The following is a 14480-nucleotide window of genomic DNA, read 5'->3' as shown; positions in this document are numbered from 1 at the left end:
GCCCTCCGGCCCCTGAGAGCCGGCCGCACAACTCCATATGATCCACGCACAGCGGACGGGCCCGGGGCATCAGCGCCCCGGGCCCGTCCGCTGTGCGCGCGTCCCGCCTCTCGTACCCCGCGATGCGACTCCCGTACGCTACTGCCCAGTTGTGTACCGGACGTCGACAAGGGGCGGGGACCATGGGGCACTTGGGCAGAACAGCGGGCGACAAGGCCCGGCGCACGGGCACGGTGGCGGTCGTCGCGGCGGCCGCCGCACTGTGTCTGACGGCACCGGCGGACGCGCGTCCGGCCGGGGCCACGGACGACCGGCCCTACTCCGCCACCACATCGGTGGGCGTGCACAACGCGTACGAGAAGGACAAGTACCCGTACTTCGCCGACGCGCTCGACTCCGGCGCCGCACTGCTGGAACTCGACGTGTGGACCAATGCGTTCGGCTCCGGCTGGAGGGTCTCGCACAGCAATCCGTTCGGCAACGACAACAACTGCGCGGGCGCCGGGTCCGCGGCCGAACTGCGCGCCAAGTCCCGCAACCAGAGCCTGGCCGGATGTCTGGCCGACCTCAAGGCCTGGCACGACGCCCACCCCGGACACCGCCCGGTCGTCATCAAGACCGAGCTGAAGGACGGCTTCAACGGCAAGGGCGGCCGCGGTCCCGCGGATCTGGACGCCCTGCTGAGCGGCACCCTGGGTGACGCCCTGCTGCGCCCCGCCGATGTGACGGGCGGCCATGCCACCCTCGACGAGGCGGTCCGGGCCGACGGCTGGCCCTCCCGCTCCGCGCTCGCGGGCAAGTTCGTCTTCGAGCTGATCCCGGGCACGGTCGAGCAGAGCAATCCCTTCGACCATCTGTGGACCGACCGTGAGTACGCCACCCACCTCCGCGACCTCGCCGCCGCCGGGAACCTGCGGCAGGCCGCCGCCTTCCCCGCGGTCATCAAGGCGACCGCCGGTGATCCGCGCACCCGCTACTCCGACGCGGCCATCCGCCCCTGGTTCGTCTTCTTCGACGGGGACGCCGCCACCTACGTGGGCGGCGGGATCGACACCGCCTGGTACGACGACCGGCACTACCTACTGATCATGACCGACGCTCAGGGCGTGCCCCCGGCCATCGACGGCACCCACCCCACCGAGGAGCAGGCGAAACAGCGGGTGGCCCAACTCGCCTCCGGGCACGCCAGTTTCGTGACCGCCGACTGGTACCCACTGCCGTCGGTGCTGTCCTCCGTCCTGCCCCGTGGCTGAACCCGCTCCCCGGGCACACCGCTCACCGGCCGGATCCGCCCCGCGGGTCCGGCCGTGGTCAGCCCGGCGGATCGCCCGCGCCGCCGTCGGCCGCCTCCAGCCGGAAGCCGACCTTCAGTCCCACCTGGTAGTGGGCGATCCTGCCGTTCTCGATATGCCCTCGGACCTGGCCCACCTCGAACCAGTCGAGGTTGCGGAGCGTCTGCGAGGCGCGGCTGATCCCGCTGCGGATCGCGTCGTCGACGCTCTCGGTGGACGAGCCGACGATCTCGGTCACCCGGTAGGTGTGGGACATGGCAGTCTCCCCGGTCCGTGGGGCGGTCCGATTGCTCCTCCCACCGTGCCTCACGGCGCGTCCGTCCGCGAGCCGGACGGCCGGGGCCCGGCCTCACGGGACCACGGTCACCGGCCAGCGCCCCGCCTTCACCAGCCGGACCGCCACCGAGCCGACGATCCGGTGCCCGGCCTGCTCGGAGGCGCCCACCACCACCGCGTCCGCGATGAGCTCGTCCGCGGCCTGCACCAGACCGCCGTAGGGGTCGCCGCGGAAGGTGTGGAACTCCCAGCGGACCTCGAACACCCCGCGCAGCCGCTCGGTCGCCTCCCGGATCTCCCGGACCAGTTCCCCGGCCACCTCACCGGTGGTGTCGGCAACCGCCGCGCCGAGCACCGCGCCCGCGGGCAGCACCGGCTGCACATAGACCACGGCCAGCAGCGCGTTCTGCCGTCTGGCCAGTCCGGCGGCGTACGCCGCGGCGCGCCAGGAGGAATCGGAGCCGTCCACTCCGACCAGGATGACCTTCGGGCCGTCGGTGCCACGTTCAAAAGACGCCGGGAGTTTGTCCATCACATCTGCGAGGCTAGTGCCGTGTCAGCCAGGACGGCGAGCGGGGCGAACCGTGGCTGACACGGCGTTAGCGCCAGGGACGGACCGGTGATCAGCCGGGCCGGGCCCGGTACGACCGCATCGCACCATGACCGCCACCGTACGACAGGAGAAACAATGGGCGGCACGCACCGGGGCGAACTACTCGCCATCAGTGACCTGCACGTGGCCTACTCGGAGAACCGGGCGATCGTGGAGCGGCTGCGGCCGGGCTCCGAGGACGACTGGCTGATCGTCGCCGGGGACGTCGGCGAGATCTTCTCCGAGGTCGAGGAGACGCTGGGACTGCTGAGCGAGCGCTTCGCCAAGGTCATCTGGGTGCCGGGCAACCATGAACTGTGGACCCACCCCAAGGACCCGCTGGAGGCCCGTGGCGTCGCGCGCTACGAGGCGCTGGTGGAGATGTGCCGGGCCAAGGGCATCGTGACGCCCGAGGACCCCTACCCGCTCTGGGAGGGCGTCGGGGGGCCGCTGACCATCGCCCCGCTGTTCCTGCTCTACGACTACACCTTCCGCCTCGACGGCATCACCACCAAGGAAGCCGCCCTGGCCCACGCCCATGACACCGGAGTGGTCTGCACCGACGAGCACTTCCTCCACCCCGACCCGTACCCCACCCGCGACGCCTGGTGCCGCGCCCGCGTCGCCGCGACCGAGGCGAAGCTGGCCGCGTGCGACCCCACCGTGCGGACCGTGCTCATCAACCACTGGCCGCTGACCCGGCTGCCCACCCGGGTGCTGCGCTACCCCGACTTCGCTCTGTGGTGCGGCACCGAGCTGACCGCCGACTGGCACGTACGGTTCCGCGCCGAGACCGTGGTCTACGGCCACCTCCACATCCCCCGCACCACGGTGGAGGACGGGGTGACCTTCCAGGAGGTGTCGGTGGGCTACCCGCGCGAGTGGAAGGCGCACGGCAGGCTGCCCGAGGACCCGCTGCGCCGGGTGCTCCCGGTGCCGGTGCCATGACGGCCTCCTCCGGGGCGTCCTGAGGGTGTCTTGACGCGCCCGGCGGGTGGCGCCGTACGGTCTCGGCTGTGAACCCTGTCGAGGCGTTCCTCCCCGAGACCTATGCCACCGGCGTCCCCTACGCGCTCTTCCGCGCACTGCGCGCCACCCGCCCCGTCTGCCGGATCGAGGAGCCCGCGGTCGGCGGGTGGCCCGCGGGCCCGGGCTTCTGGGCGGTGTTCCGGCACGCCGACGTCAAACATGTGCTGCGCACCCCCGAGGTCTTCTCCTCCTGGCTGGGCGCCACCCAGATCCGCGACCCCGACACCCCGGCCGACCTCGACTTCGTCCGGACGATGATGCTCAACCAGGATCCGCCAGGACATGTGCGGCTCCGCCGGATCGTCGCCGCCGCCCTCACCCCGCGCGCCGTACGCGAACTGGAGCGGGCCATCGGGGAACACGCGGCGGCGCTCATCGACTCCGTGGCCGACCGTGGCGAGGCCGACTTCGTCGAACTCGCGGCCGATCTGCCGGTGTGGACCCTGGCCCAGGTGATGGGGGTCCCCGAGAGCGACCGGCGGTTGCTGTACGACTGGTCCAACCGCGTCATCGGCTACCAGGACACCGACCACGCGGGGTCCAGCACCGCCGACCCGGGGGAGCTGAGCTCCTTCGGACGCGCCGCCCTCGCCCTCCGTCCCGCCCCGGCGGTCCGCCCGGACGGACGGCCGGTGAACCCGCGCTCCCGTGAGGCCCTGGCCGATATGTTCGGCTACGCCCACGCGCTGGCCGAACGGCCCCGGCCCGGCAGTGTGATGGCGCGGATGCGGGAGGCAGGGCTCAGCCGCGAGGAGTTCGAGACCATGTTCTTCCTCTTCGCGGTGGCGGGCAACGAGACACTGCGCAACGGCATCCCCGGCGGGCTGCTCACCCTGCTCGAACACCCCGGGAGCCATCGGCTGCTGCTGACACGGCCCGGACTCACCGGCTCCGCGGTGGAGGAGATGCTGCGCTTCTGGCCGCCGGTCGTCGACTTCCGCCGTACCGCCACCCGTGATGTGGAGCTGGGCGGACAGCTGATCCGGTGCGGTGAGAAGGTCGTGGTCTTCCACGCCTCCGCCAATCGCGACGAGACGGTCTTCGCCGACCCCGACCGCTTCGACCCCACCCGCTCACCCAACGACCACGTCAGCTTCGGCCACGGACCGCACTTCTGCATGGGCGCGCAACTGGCCCGCGTCCAGATGCGGGCCATGCTGCGCGCCGCCCTCGACCGGCTGCCCGGACTGCGCCTGGCCGGCGAGCCGGTGCGGCTGACCTCCAACTTCCAGAACGGGCTCAAGCGCCTCCCGTTGCGCTGGGGAACAGATCGGTGAACGGGGCGGTCGCGTCACCGACCGAGCGTCCGAAGGGATCGTCGAAGTCCCAGACCAGGAAGAGCAGAAAGACGATCAGGCTGGTGAACATCACCGACAGCATCAACTCCCGTGGGGAGCGGCGGATCTGCAGGGTGAAGATCAGCCCGACCACCAGGGCCGCCCCCAGCGTCAGTCCGATCCAGACCACCTGGGGCATGGTCGGCCCCGCGCTCTGCTGCCGGGCGGTCCGGGCCGCGTCGGCGGCCGCCACCTCGTCCACCATGGGCTGGTACGCCTGCGACTGGAGCGCCGTCCGGGGCCGGGCGTGGGTGACCTCGTGGCGCACCGCGTCCAGCAGTACCGTGCCCCGTTCGGTGAGTTCACCCTTGTCGATCATCACCTGCCACTCCTCGGACACCACATGGTCCACGTACGCGTCGATGTCCCCGCGGATCCGGTCGCGTACGGACGGCGGGTAGACACTCGCCCGCTGGCTCACCTCGTGCAGGGCCTGGGCCTCCGTGCGCACCCCGTCCTGGGCGGCGCCCCGGGCCTCCCAGACCCCGGCGATGGCCAGACCGAGCACGATCGCGTAGACCACCCCGATCATCATGATCATGTAGTCGAGGACATCGGGGGTCTCGGTGGGATCGTCGTCCCCACCGAGGCGGCGGGAGTTGAGGATCGCGGCGAGCACGACGGCCGAGCAGACCCCGGCCATCACAAACGTCAGAATCAGCCATTCGGGCATGGGCAACCTCCGGAGCGGGTCGGCAGGGCGGATCAGCCGCGCCGTCCGCCGCGTGAGGCGGAGCGTGAACGCGGGCGGAGAGCGGCGGCCGCGAGCACCGCGGGCGCCGTGAGCAGCAGGGTGAAGGTGACCAACGAGGTTCCCTCGGGGGGCTCGTCGCGGCGGGGCGGGCGATACGCCGGCGCCTGGACCGGCTCGGCCCGCGTGGGGGCGGGCGTCGGCTCGGAGGACGGCGCCACGGGCTCACCGGGCGCGGCCGGGGAGGGCCGCGGCGGCGTGGGCCGGGGCGCGGGGGTCCGGCGCGGCGCGGAGCGTCCGGCCGCGGGCGCCGGAGCCTTCGAGGTCAGCGAGGGACTCGGCGTCGGCGTCGGGGCGGGCGTGGCCGTCGGGGTGGGCGTCGGCGAGGCCGTGGGGGACGGGGTGGGCGTCGGCGTGGGGGTTGGCGTGGGCGTCGGGGTGGGTGAGGGCGTAGGGGTGGGCGTGGGGCAGTGTCCGTAGCGCGCGAACGCGCCGTCCGTCCCGGCCGACGCGACCGCGCACACACAGAAGCCGGGACGGACCTCGATCCGCGCGGCCGCGTACGCCCCCTCGTCCGTCACTCCCGCCCGGACCCGGACGTCGACCGTCCGCCCGGGAGCGGGCGTGACGGACGCGTCCCCACCACCCGTTCCACCGGCCGCGGCCGTCGCCCCCGCCGAGGCGCAGACAAGGGCCGTGACGAGGACCCCTGAACGCCATGCGCGATGCCATCGGTTCACGAGGAAGATCTTTGGCCCATCACACCGGTGTCAGCCGTGCGGCCCCGTGTTTTCGCCCGAACGGGTTACGGTGCAGGGGAGTTCACCGTGCCGGGGTTGACGTCAGGGGCGGATCCGCCCCCGACGCACCGGTCCGCAGAGCCCGCGGCTCACAGGTCGTCGAAGCCGCCGTGCCGTCCCGCGCCCGCCGCGAAACGGGCCGCGCCGTCCAGCCCCTCGGCCAGGGTGGCCCGGCCGTGACGGAGCTCCCAGGCCATCGCCTCCTCCTCCGGCAGTCCCTCCTGTTCGAGCAGCGCGGCACGGTCGCCGCGCAGACAGGTCTGCGGGAAGCGGGCGAGATCGGCGGCCAGCCGCTCCGCCGCGGCGCGGGCCTGGCCCGGGGGCACCAGCCGGTTGGCGAGCCCGATGTCGTACGCCTCCCGGGCCGGTACCGGACGCCCCGTCAGCACCAGGTCCATCGCCCGGCTCGCGCCGATCAGCCGGGGCAGCCGGACCGTGCCGCCGTCGATCAGCGGTACGCCCCAGCGGCGGCAGAACACCCCGAAGACCGCGTCCTCCTCGGCCACCCGCAGATCGCACCACAGCGCCAGTTCGAGGCCGCCCGCGACCGCGTGGCCGCTGACCGCCGCGATCACGGGTTTGGACAGCCGCAGCCGGGTGGGGCCCATCGGCCCGTCGCCGTCCTCGGCGACGCGGTTGCCGCGCTCGGTGCCGACCGCCTTGAGGTCGGCACCGGAGCAGAAGGTGCCGCCCTCGCCCCACAGCACGGCCACCCGTGCCCCGGGGTCGGCGTCGAAGGCGCGGAAGGCGTCGGCGAGGGCGGTCGCGGTCGCCCCGTCCACCGCGTTGCGGACGCCGGGGCGGGCGAGCACCACGGTGGTCACCGGGCCCGCCCGGTCGGTGCGGACCGCCGCCCCGCCCCCGTCGGAGGTCACCGCAGGTCCTTGGGTCGGGCCCGCTCCAGGATCGGCCCGGTGTCGGTCCCCGGCGGCAGGGTGCCGAACGCGTGCCCCCAGTCCCCGTCCAGCCGTGAGGCGCAGAACGCGTCGGCGACCGCCGGATGGCTGTAGCGCACCAGCAGACTGCCCTGGAGCACCAGGGTCATCTGCTCGGCCAGCCGGCGTGCCAGCAGCTGGGCCCGCTGCGGATCGCCGAGCTGCGGCAGCAGCGCCCGCAGCCGTGCCACGGCCGCGTCCAGCCGGGCGTCGGCCCCCGCCGCGGTCCCGACCTCGGCGAGGAAGGCGTCGAGCGCGCCCTCCTCACGGCCCAGCGCGCGCAGCACGTCGAGCGCCGCGACGTTGCCCGAACCCTCCCAGATGGACAGCAGCGGGGCCTCCCGGTACAGCCGCGGCATCCCCGAGTCCTCCACGTAGCCGTTGCCGCCCAGACACTCCAGGGCCTCGGCCGCGTGGGTCGAACCGCGTTTGCACACCCAGTACTTGCTGACCGCCAGCCCGAGCCTGCGCAGCGCCGCCTCCGACGCGTCCCCGGCCTCCGCCCGGTCCAGCGCCGCCGCGAGCCGCATGGCCAGAGTGGTGGCGGCCTCCGACTCCACCGCCAGGTCCGCCAGGACGTGGCGCATCAGCGGCTGGTCGATGAGTTCGGCGCCGAAGGCCCGGCGGTGCTCGGCGTGGTGCAGCGCCTGCCGGAGCCCGGTGCGCATGCCCGCCGCCGAACCGATGACGCAGTCCAGCCGGGTCATGTTCACCATCTCGACGATGCTGCGCACCCCGCGGCCCGGTTCGCCGACCCGCCAGGCCACGGCCTGTTCGTACTCGATCTCCGACGAGGCGTTGGAGCGGTTGCCCAGCTTGTTCTTCAGCCGCTGCAGCCGCAGGGCGTTACGGGTGCCGTCCGGCAGGACCCGCGGCACCAGGAAGCAGGTCACCCCCTCCTCGGCCTGGGCCAGCGTCAGGAAGACATCGCTCATCGGAGCGGAGGTGAACCACTTGTGGCCGGTGAGCACATAGGTGCCGTCACCGGCCGGGACGGCCCGGGTGGTGTTGGCGCGGACGTCCGAACCGCCCTGCTTCTCCGTCATCGACATACCCGCGATCAGACCGCGCTTGCCGAGCGGCGCGCGCAGCCCGAAGTCGTACTCCCGGGCGGCCAGCAGCGGTTCGTACGCCGCGGCCAGCTCCGGCTCCGCCCGCAGGGCGGGAACCGCGGCGTAGGTCATGGAGATCGGGCAGCCGTGCCCGGCCTCGGCCTGCGCGAAGGCGTAGAACTTGGCCGCGCGCACCAGGTGGGCGCCGGAGCGGCTGTCGCGCCACGCCGCCGCGTGCTGGCCGCCCGCCACGGCCTCGGCCATCAGCTGGTGGTAGGCGGGGTGGTACTCGACCTCGTCGACACGGTGTCCGTACCGGTCGTGGGTGTGCAGCACCGGCGGGTGCTCCTCGGCCATCCGCGCCCGGTCCTGGACCTCGGCGGAGCCGGCCCGCGCGCCCACCTCCCGGACCTCCGCCTCGCCCCAGGCGCCGCCGTCCCGGCGCAGCGCCTCCAGCAGGGCGGGGTCGTCCGCCGTGGTGAAGCCGACGAGCGGCGGGGGCTGGTTGAGGACTTCGTGCGTCGGACTCATCGCGGAACAACTCCTCGGTCGCGGCGGACTCACCGGCCTCCCGGTGCGCACCGGTCCCACCGGTGCCCTCCCGGGCGGTCTTACACTTCCATCATGCGTGAAGAGGAACTGTAATGGATAGTGTGCCGGGCAGCTATAGAGTGCCCCTCAGCTATGGACGACACCGGAACCCTCGCCCTGCGGCCGCTGACCGCGCGCTCGATCGTGCTCAGCACCCTGCTCGGCCATCATCCGCCCCGGCTGCCCGTACGCGTCCTGGTCAGCGTCGGCGCGCTCTTCGGCACCGCCGAGGGCACCGTCCGGGTCGCGCTCACCCGGATGGTCGCCGCCGGTGACCTGGAACAGCGCGACGGCGACTACGCGCTCACCGACCGGCTGCTGGCCCGCCAGGCGCGCCAGGACGACAGCCGCGCCCCCCGCACCCGGCGCTGGGACGGCGGCTGGGAGATCGCCGTCGTCACCACCGACCGGCGCGCGGCGGCCGAGCGCGCCGCGCTGCGCCAGACGATGGCCGCCCTGCGGCTGGCGGAGCTCCGCGAGGGCACCTGGCTGCGCCCCGCCAATCTGGTCCGCCCGCGCCCGGCCGTCGCCGCTGAGCAGTGCGGCTGGTTCACCGGCGCGCCGGAGGGCGACCCGGTCGCGCTCGCCGCGCGGCTGTGGGACCTGGACGGCTGGGCCCGCCAGGCCCGGCTGCTGGCGGAGGCGCTGGACCGCGCGGAGGACCCCGCCGCCCGCTTCACCGTCGGGGCCGCCGTGCTGCGCCATCTGCTGGCCGACCCCGTGCTGCCCGCCCGGCTGCTGCCCGAGGACTGGCCGGGCGCGGGGCTGCGGCGCCGCTACGACGCGTTCGAGCGGGAGTTCCGCGCTCTGCTCACCCAGCACATCGGCGGCTGACCGCGCCGCCCGCGCGGGGCCCGTCCGGACAGCCGCTGCGGAGCGTGCCGACTCGGGGCCCCACGGTCACCCCGAGTCGCGGACCACCAGCTCGGTGGGCAGCACGAGGACGGGCTCGATGCTCTCCCCGGACGCCAGCCGCAGCAGCTGCCCCGCCAGTCGGCGGCCGATCTCGGCGATGGGCTGCCGGACAGTGGTCAGCGGCGGGTCGGTGTAGCGGGCGGGCTCGATGTCGTCGAACCCCACCACGGCCACGTCGTCCGGTACCCGCCGCCCCGCCTGCCGCAGGGCCCGCAGCACCCCGATGGCCATCAGGTCCGACGCCACGAACACCGCGTCCAGTCCCGGCTGCCGCTCCAGCAGCTCACCGATCGCCACCACGCCCGACTCCTGGGTGAAGTCGCCGACCGCCACCGACGGATCCAGCCCCGCCTCCCGCAGCGCCGAGCGGTAGCCCGCCAGGCGGTCGACCCCGGCCACCATGTCCTGCGGCCCCGCCACGGTGGCGATCCGGGTACGGCCGGAGGCGGCCAGATGGCGCACGGCGCCCGCCGCGCCCGCCACGTTGTCCACCCCGACGTACGGCAGCATCACGGCGCCCAGCGCCCGTTCGTTGCAGACCACCGGGATCCCCATCCGGGCCAGGGCGGCGGGCAGCGGATCGGCCCCGTGCATGGACGCCACCATGACCCCGTCGACGTGGCGCGCCAGCGCGAACCGTTCGATGCGGTCCCGGCTGGCGGGGGAGCGGGCCATCATCAGCACCAGCTGCTTGTCGGCCGCCTCCAGCTCCTGGCTCACCCCGCGCACCACTCCGGGGAAGAACTGGTCGTCGGAGAAGACCCGGCCCGGCTCCTCCGGCAGCACCAGCGCGAAGGAGTCCGTGCGCTGGGTGACCAGGCTGCGCGCCGCCTGGTTGGGGATGTAGCCGAGCTCCCGGATGGCCCGCAGCACCGCCTCCCGGCTGTCCTCGGCGACCGTCGTGGAGCCGTTGACGACCCGGGACACGGTCGCGCGCGAGACACCCGCGTGCCGCGCCACGTTCTCCAGGGTGGGCCGGGGCCGGTGCATCTGTGGCATCCCTCGCTGTTCACTGGGTTCGCTCGCCGGTGGTCGCACCAGCATGGATCAAGAAGGCGTGCGGAGAACACTCTTCGGCGCGGTTGGTCCCGCGTGGTGGTCCCGCGTGGGCGTCAGTCCGCCAGCACACGGGCGCGGCAGACCGAGGGCGTGCCCCACGCGGACCGCAGCGCACGGGCCCTGCGGATCCACAGCGAGAGGTCGAACTCGTCCGTGTAGCCGATCGCGCCGTGCAGTTGGAGCGCCGCGCGGGCCGCCGCGTATCCCGCCTCACCCGCCGCCACCTTGGCGGCGGCGACCTCCGCCCGTCTGCCGGGCGCGTCCGAGGCGAGTGCCACCGCCGCCCCGAACAGCAGCGGCCGGGCGAACTCCAGCCCGATGAGCACGTCCGCCAGCCGGTGCTTGACCGCCTGGAACGAGCCCACCGCCCGCCCGAACTGCCGTCGTCCCTTCGCGTACGCCACCGTCCGCTCCAGCAGGGCCAGTCCGGTGCCCAGGCAGAGCGCGGCCGTGGCGAACGCCGCCCAGTCCGCGGCCCGCTCGGCGGCCGAGGCCACCGCGGGGCCGCGCGCCAGCAGCTCCCCACCGGGCCGTGGCCGGGCCAGCCGCCGGGCCGGGTCGGACGAGCGCTGTACCGGGCCGTGCCCGGGGGCAAGCCACAACTCCTCGCCGGCCACGGTGAACACGGCGTCGGCGGCGTCCGCGTCCAGCGCGTACGGTCCGCCGTCGGCCGCCGCCAGGGTGACCAGGGCCCGCCCGGAGGCGATCCGCGGCAGCCAGCGCCGGGCGGCAGCGGCGGCCCGGGGGTGGTCCCCCTCGGCCAGCGCGGTCAGCAGGACGGCCACGGCGGCGGTCTCGGCCAGCGGTCCCGGCACCGCGTGCCGCCCCGACTCGACGTACGCCACGGCCAGTTCCACCGGCAGCGGCCCGACGCCGTCGTACGCCTCCGGGACGGCCAGCGCGGTCACCCCGAGCCCGCCGAGCCGCTCCCACAACGCCCGGCCCGGCCCGTGGTCCCCCCGCCCCCAGGCCCGGACGGCCCGCGCGGTACCGGCCCCGCCGAGCATCCGGTCCAGCGTCCGCCCGAACTCACCCTGGGCCCGGTCCAGTACGAAGTCCATCGCGTTCCTCTCTCCCACCTGTCCGGTCCGCCTCCTGGGCGGGGCAGTTGCCGGATCGATGCGCCCGCCGGACGTGCCCCGGCCCCGGGTGCGGGAAGGGGCGGTGCGGGGGAAACCACCGTCAGCGCCGGTCCCTCGGCAGGCCCAGCAGCCGCTCGGCGATCAGATCGCGCTGGATCTCGTTGGTGCCGGCGTAGATCGGGCCCGCCAGGGCGAAGGTGTAGCCGTCCGTCCAGGCGCCGCCCCCCGCGGCCTCCGGCGCGTCGTCGGCCAGCTCCGCGAACGGCCCGAGCAGGTCCAGGGCCGTTTCATGGAGGGCGATGTCCAGTTCGGACCAGAAGACCTTGTTGAGGCTGGACTCGGCCCCGGTGGCGGCGCCCGTGCCCCCCGGACCCGGCCGTGTCGCGCTCGCGTACGCGAACAGCTCGTACGCGCGGGCGCCGATCACCGCGTCGGCGACCCGGTCCCGCAGCGCGCCGTCCATGCCCGCGCCGTCCCCGCCGGACTCCGCCGACCGCTCCCGCCACAGCGCCACCAGCCGCCGAGCGGCGGCCGTGAAGCGCCCCGGGCTGCGCAGCGTCAGTCCGCGTTCGTCGCCCGCCGTGCTCATCGCCACCCGCCAGCCCTGCCCCGGCTCGCCGATGACGTCCTCGTCCGGTACGAACACCTCGTCGAGGAAGAGCTCGGCGAAGGCCGGTTTCCCGTCGAGGCGCCCGATCGGACGGACGGTCACGCCCGGGGCGTCGAGCGGGAACATCAGGTACGTCAGCCCGCGGTGCGGGGGTGCGCCCTCCTCGCGGTGGCTGCGGAAGAGCCCGAAGGCGCGGTCGGCGAAGGCCGCCCGGGACGACCAGGTCTTCTGGCCCGTCAGCAGCCAGCCGCCGTCCGCCCGGCGGGCCGTGGAGCGCAGCGAGGCCAGGTCCGAACCGGACTCCGGCTCGGACCACGCCTGTGCCCAGATCACCTCACCGCGCGCCATCGGCGGCAGGATCCGGGCCCGCTGCGCGGCGGTGCCGCGGGCGAGGAGGGTAGGGGCCAGCAGGCTGATCCCGTTCTGGCTCACCCGGCCCGGCGCGCCCGCCGCGTAGTACTCCTCCTCGAACAGCAGCCACTCCACCAGGGACGCGCCCCGGCCGCCGTACTCCTCGGGCCAGGTCACCGCCGACCACCGGCCCCCGGCGAGCGTCCGCTCCCAGGCGCGGTGGGCGGCGAAGCCCTCGGCGGTCTCCAGGGACGGCGGCGGGACGGCGGGGACATGGGCCGCGAGCCAGCGGCGGGCCTCATCCCGGAACGCCCGCTGCCGCTCGCTGAGTTCGAGGTCCACCCGTCCCGTCCTCCTCGCGCCCGCCGCGCTCACGACGTTCCCTAACAAGTGTTTGGTAGGTTACCGTGGCAGGGTGATGGACAACAAGGCGCCGTATGTCCCCGGCCACGGCCTGCTCACCGGTCGCACGGCCGTCATCACCGCCGCCGCGGGCTCCGGGATCGGCGGCGCGACCGCCCGCCGCTTCCTCGAGGAGGGCGCGCGGATCGTCATCGGCGACGCCCATGAGCGCAGGCTCGGGGAGACGGCCGCCGTCCTCGCCGACGAGTTCGGCGCGGACCGGGTCGCCGGGCTGGTCTGCGATGTGACCGACGAGGACCAGGTGGCGGCGCTCCACGACCTCGCCGAGGAGCGTCACGGGCGGCTGGACGCGGTCGTCAACAACGCCGGACTCGGCGGCACCGCCCTGCTGACCGAGATGACCGACGCCCAGTGGGACCGCGTCCTGGACGTCACACTGACCGGCACCTTCCGCTGCACCCGCGCCGCACTGCGCCGGATGCGGGCCGACGGCCACGGCGGTGTCGTCATCAACAACGCGTCGGTCGTCGGCTGGCGCGCCCAGGCCGGGCAGGCCCACTACGCGGCGGCCAAGGCGGGTGTCATGGCGCTCACCCGCTGTGCCGCCGTCGAGGCCGCCGGATACGGGGTGCGGGTGAACGCGGTCTCCCCGAGTCTGGCCATGCATCCGCACCTGGTGAAGGTGACCACCCCCGAGCTGCTCGCCGAACTGACCGAGCGCGAGGCGTTCGGCCGGTACGCCGAGCCCTGGGAGGTGGCCAACGTGATCGTCTTCCTGGCCAGCGGCTATTCGTCGTACATGACCGGGGAGACGGTGTCCGTCAGCAGCCAGCACGCATGAGGCGACAATGACCCCGTGCCGAACTCCAGCCAGAACCGCACCAGGACCAGCGAGAAGAAGACCACCGTGAGCCCCACCCCCGAACGACGCCGCGAACTGCTCACCACGGCGGCCGAGGTGTTCGCCGCCCAGGGGTACAACGCCACCACCGTCCGCAGGATCGCGGACGAGGCTGGGATGCTCGCGGGCAGCCTGTATTACCACTTCGACTCCAAGGAGTCGATGGTCGACGAGATCCTCTCCACCTTCCTCGACGAGCTGTGGGCCGGGTACGAGTCGGTGCTCGGCGCCGGGCTCGGTCCCAGGCAGACCATCGAGGCCCTCGTCACCGAGTCCTTCCGGGAGATCGACCGGCATCACGCCGCCGTCGCGATCTACCAGAAGGAGGCCCGCCATCTGGCCGCCCAGCCCCGCTTCGGCTATCTCACCGAGTCGCAGCGGAAGTTCGAGCGGGCCTGGCTGGGCACCCTGGAGCGCGGGGTGGCCGAGGGGGTCTTCCGCGCCGACGTCGACATCCGGCTGGCGTACCGCTTCCTGCGCGACACCGTGTGGGTCGCCGCGTCGTGGTACCGGCCGGGCGGACACCACAGCCCCGAGGAGATCGCCCGCCAGTACCTGTCGATGGTCCTGGACGGCATCACCCCGCGGGAATGACCATCAGCCG

General features: G+C 74.0%; 15 protein-coding genes. 6 read left to right on the top strand and 9 right to left on the bottom strand.

The genetic code is table 11. The features are described from left to right. The first annotated feature begins 182 nt into the window (after window positions 1-182). Complete coding sequence (locus tag AC07FT_RS33035; protein WP_479179751.1) at window positions 183-1253, top strand: phosphatidylinositol-specific phospholipase C domain-containing protein; 1071 nt, start codon at window positions 183-185, stop codon at window positions 1251-1253. 58 nt (window positions 1254-1311) lie between these two features. On the opposite strand, the gene AC07FT_RS33030 is transcribed toward AC07FT_RS33035, so the two are convergent. Continuing rightward, window positions 1312-1548, bottom strand: coding sequence for a dodecin (locus AC07FT_RS33030; protein ID WP_471199506.1), 237 nt, complete (start codon window positions 1546-1548; stop codon window positions 1312-1314). A gap of 93 nt (window positions 1549-1641) precedes the next feature. Continuing rightward, window positions 1642-2100 (bottom strand): universal stress protein, encoded by a 459-nt coding sequence (locus AC07FT_RS33025; protein ID WP_479179775.1) that lies wholly within the window; start codon window positions 2098-2100, stop codon window positions 1642-1644. A gap of 156 nt (window positions 2101-2256) precedes the next feature. Here AC07FT_RS33025 and AC07FT_RS33020 point away from each other — a divergent pair, with 156 nt between their 5' ends. After that, entirely contained in the window at window positions 2257-3108 is an 852-nt protein-coding gene (locus AC07FT_RS33020) for a metallophosphoesterase family protein (RefSeq protein ID WP_471199500.1), read from the top strand. A gap of 68 nt (window positions 3109-3176) precedes the next feature. Next, window positions 3177-4466, top strand: coding sequence for a cytochrome P450 (locus AC07FT_RS33015; RefSeq protein ID WP_479179750.1), 1290 nt, complete (start codon window positions 3177-3179; stop codon window positions 4464-4466). Here AC07FT_RS33015 and AC07FT_RS33010 read toward each other — a convergent pair. From AC07FT_RS33010 to AC07FT_RS32995, 4 genes are all read right to left on the bottom strand, one after another. Continuing rightward, window positions 4429-5199: a bestrophin-like domain gene (locus tag AC07FT_RS33010; protein ID WP_479179749.1), complete on the bottom strand. Its 771-nt coding sequence runs from the start codon at window positions 5197-5199 to the stop codon at window positions 4429-4431. The genes AC07FT_RS33015 and AC07FT_RS33010 overlap by 38 nt on opposite strands. A 243-nt stretch (window positions 5200-5442) precedes the next feature. Further along, entirely contained in the window at window positions 5443-5739 is a 297-nt protein-coding gene (locus AC07FT_RS33005; protein ID WP_479179748.1) for a hypothetical protein, read from the bottom strand. Between the two features lie 367 nt (window positions 5740-6106). Next, window positions 6107-6892 carry a crotonase/enoyl-CoA hydratase family protein gene (locus AC07FT_RS33000; RefSeq protein WP_479179746.1) on the bottom strand — a complete coding sequence of 262 codons (786 nt, stop codon included), beginning with the start codon at window positions 6890-6892 and terminating at the stop codon, window positions 6107-6109. Then, window positions 6889-8535 carry an acyl-CoA dehydrogenase family protein gene (locus AC07FT_RS32995; RefSeq protein ID WP_479179745.1) on the bottom strand — a complete coding sequence of 549 codons (1647 nt, stop codon included), beginning with the start codon at window positions 8533-8535 and terminating at the stop codon, window positions 6889-6891. Before AC07FT_RS32995 ends, AC07FT_RS33000 begins: the two co-directional genes overlap by 4 nt. A 153-nt stretch (window positions 8536-8688) precedes the next feature. On the opposite strand from AC07FT_RS32995, the gene AC07FT_RS32990 reads away from it, so the two are divergent. Then, on the top strand, window positions 8689-9429 hold the full coding sequence (locus tag AC07FT_RS32990) for a PaaX family transcriptional regulator C-terminal domain-containing protein (protein ID WP_479179744.1): 741 nt from the start codon (window positions 8689-8691) through the stop codon (window positions 9427-9429). 66 nt (window positions 9430-9495) lie between these two features. On the opposite strand, the gene AC07FT_RS32985 is transcribed toward AC07FT_RS32990, so the two are convergent. The 3 genes from AC07FT_RS32985 to AC07FT_RS32975 form a co-directional block, all read right to left on the bottom strand. Continuing rightward, the gene (locus AC07FT_RS32985) at window positions 9496-10500 is read right to left on the bottom strand and encodes a LacI family DNA-binding transcriptional regulator (protein ID WP_479179743.1); all 1005 of its coding nucleotides are present in this window, start codon (window positions 10498-10500) and stop codon (window positions 9496-9498) included. Window positions 10501-10622: 122 nt separating this feature from the next. Then, the gene (locus AC07FT_RS32980; RefSeq protein ID WP_479179742.1) at window positions 10623-11630 is read right to left on the bottom strand and encodes an acyl-CoA dehydrogenase family protein; all 1008 of its coding nucleotides are present in this window, start codon (window positions 11628-11630) and stop codon (window positions 10623-10625) included. A gap of 121 nt (window positions 11631-11751) precedes the next feature. Then, window positions 11752-12954 carry an acyl-CoA dehydrogenase family protein gene (locus AC07FT_RS32975; RefSeq protein ID WP_479179740.1) on the bottom strand — a complete coding sequence of 401 codons (1203 nt, stop codon included), beginning with the start codon at window positions 12952-12954 and terminating at the stop codon, window positions 11752-11754. A 76-nt stretch (window positions 12955-13030) separates the two neighbouring features. Here AC07FT_RS32975 and AC07FT_RS32970 point away from each other — a divergent pair, with 76 nt between their 5' ends. Then, the gene (locus AC07FT_RS32970; protein WP_479179774.1) at window positions 13031-13816 is read left to right on the top strand and encodes an SDR family oxidoreductase; all 786 of its coding nucleotides are present in this window, start codon (window positions 13031-13033) and stop codon (window positions 13814-13816) included. A 66-nt stretch (window positions 13817-13882) separates the two neighbouring features. Further along, window positions 13883-14470: a TetR/AcrR family transcriptional regulator gene (locus AC07FT_RS32965; RefSeq protein ID WP_479179773.1), complete on the top strand. Its 588-nt coding sequence runs from the start codon at window positions 13883-13885 to the stop codon at window positions 14468-14470. The last annotated feature ends 10 nt before the right edge of the window (window positions 14471-14480 follow it).

It is taken from the genome of Streptomyces sp. NPDC045899 (assembly GCF_056431485.1).
The sequence above is the reverse complement of the archived record's forward strand: the minus strand, read 5'-3'. Positions and strand labels throughout refer to the sequence as shown.

What these genes read in the sequence shown, in the direction of transcription:
- AC07FT_RS32995 (WP_479179745.1), bottom strand. Translation starts at nt 8,535, where the DNA reads ATGAGTCCGACGCACGAAGTCCTCAACCAGCCCCCGCCGCTCGTCGGC.
- AC07FT_RS33030 (WP_471199506.1), bottom strand. Translation starts at nt 1,548, where the DNA reads ATGTCCCACACCTACCGGGTGACCGAGATCGTCGGCTCGTCCACCGAG.
- AC07FT_RS32990 (WP_479179744.1), top strand. Translation starts at nt 8,689, where the DNA reads ATGGACGACACCGGAACCCTCGCCCTGCGGCCGCTGACCGCGCGCTCG.
- AC07FT_RS33020 (WP_471199500.1), top strand. Translation starts at nt 2,257, where the DNA reads ATGGGCGGCACGCACCGGGGCGAACTACTCGCCATCAGTGACCTGCAC.
- AC07FT_RS33035 (WP_479179751.1), top strand. Translation starts at nt 183, where the DNA reads ATGGGGCACTTGGGCAGAACAGCGGGCGACAAGGCCCGGCGCACGGGC.
- AC07FT_RS33025 (WP_479179775.1), bottom strand. Translation starts at nt 2,100, where the DNA reads ATGGACAAACTCCCGGCGTCTTTTGAACGTGGCACCGACGGCCCGAAG.
- AC07FT_RS32970 (WP_479179774.1), top strand. Translation starts at nt 13,031, where the DNA reads ATGGACAACAAGGCGCCGTATGTCCCCGGCCACGGCCTGCTCACCGGT.
- AC07FT_RS32985 (WP_479179743.1), bottom strand. Translation starts at nt 10,500, where the DNA reads ATGCACCGGCCCCGGCCCACCCTGGAGAACGTGGCGCGGCACGCGGGT.
- AC07FT_RS32980 (WP_479179742.1), bottom strand. Translation starts at nt 11,630, where the DNA reads ATGGACTTCGTACTGGACCGGGCCCAGGGTGAGTTCGGGCGGACGCTG.
- AC07FT_RS33010 (WP_479179749.1), bottom strand. Translation starts at nt 5,199, where the DNA reads ATGCCCGAATGGCTGATTCTGACGTTTGTGATGGCCGGGGTCTGCTCG.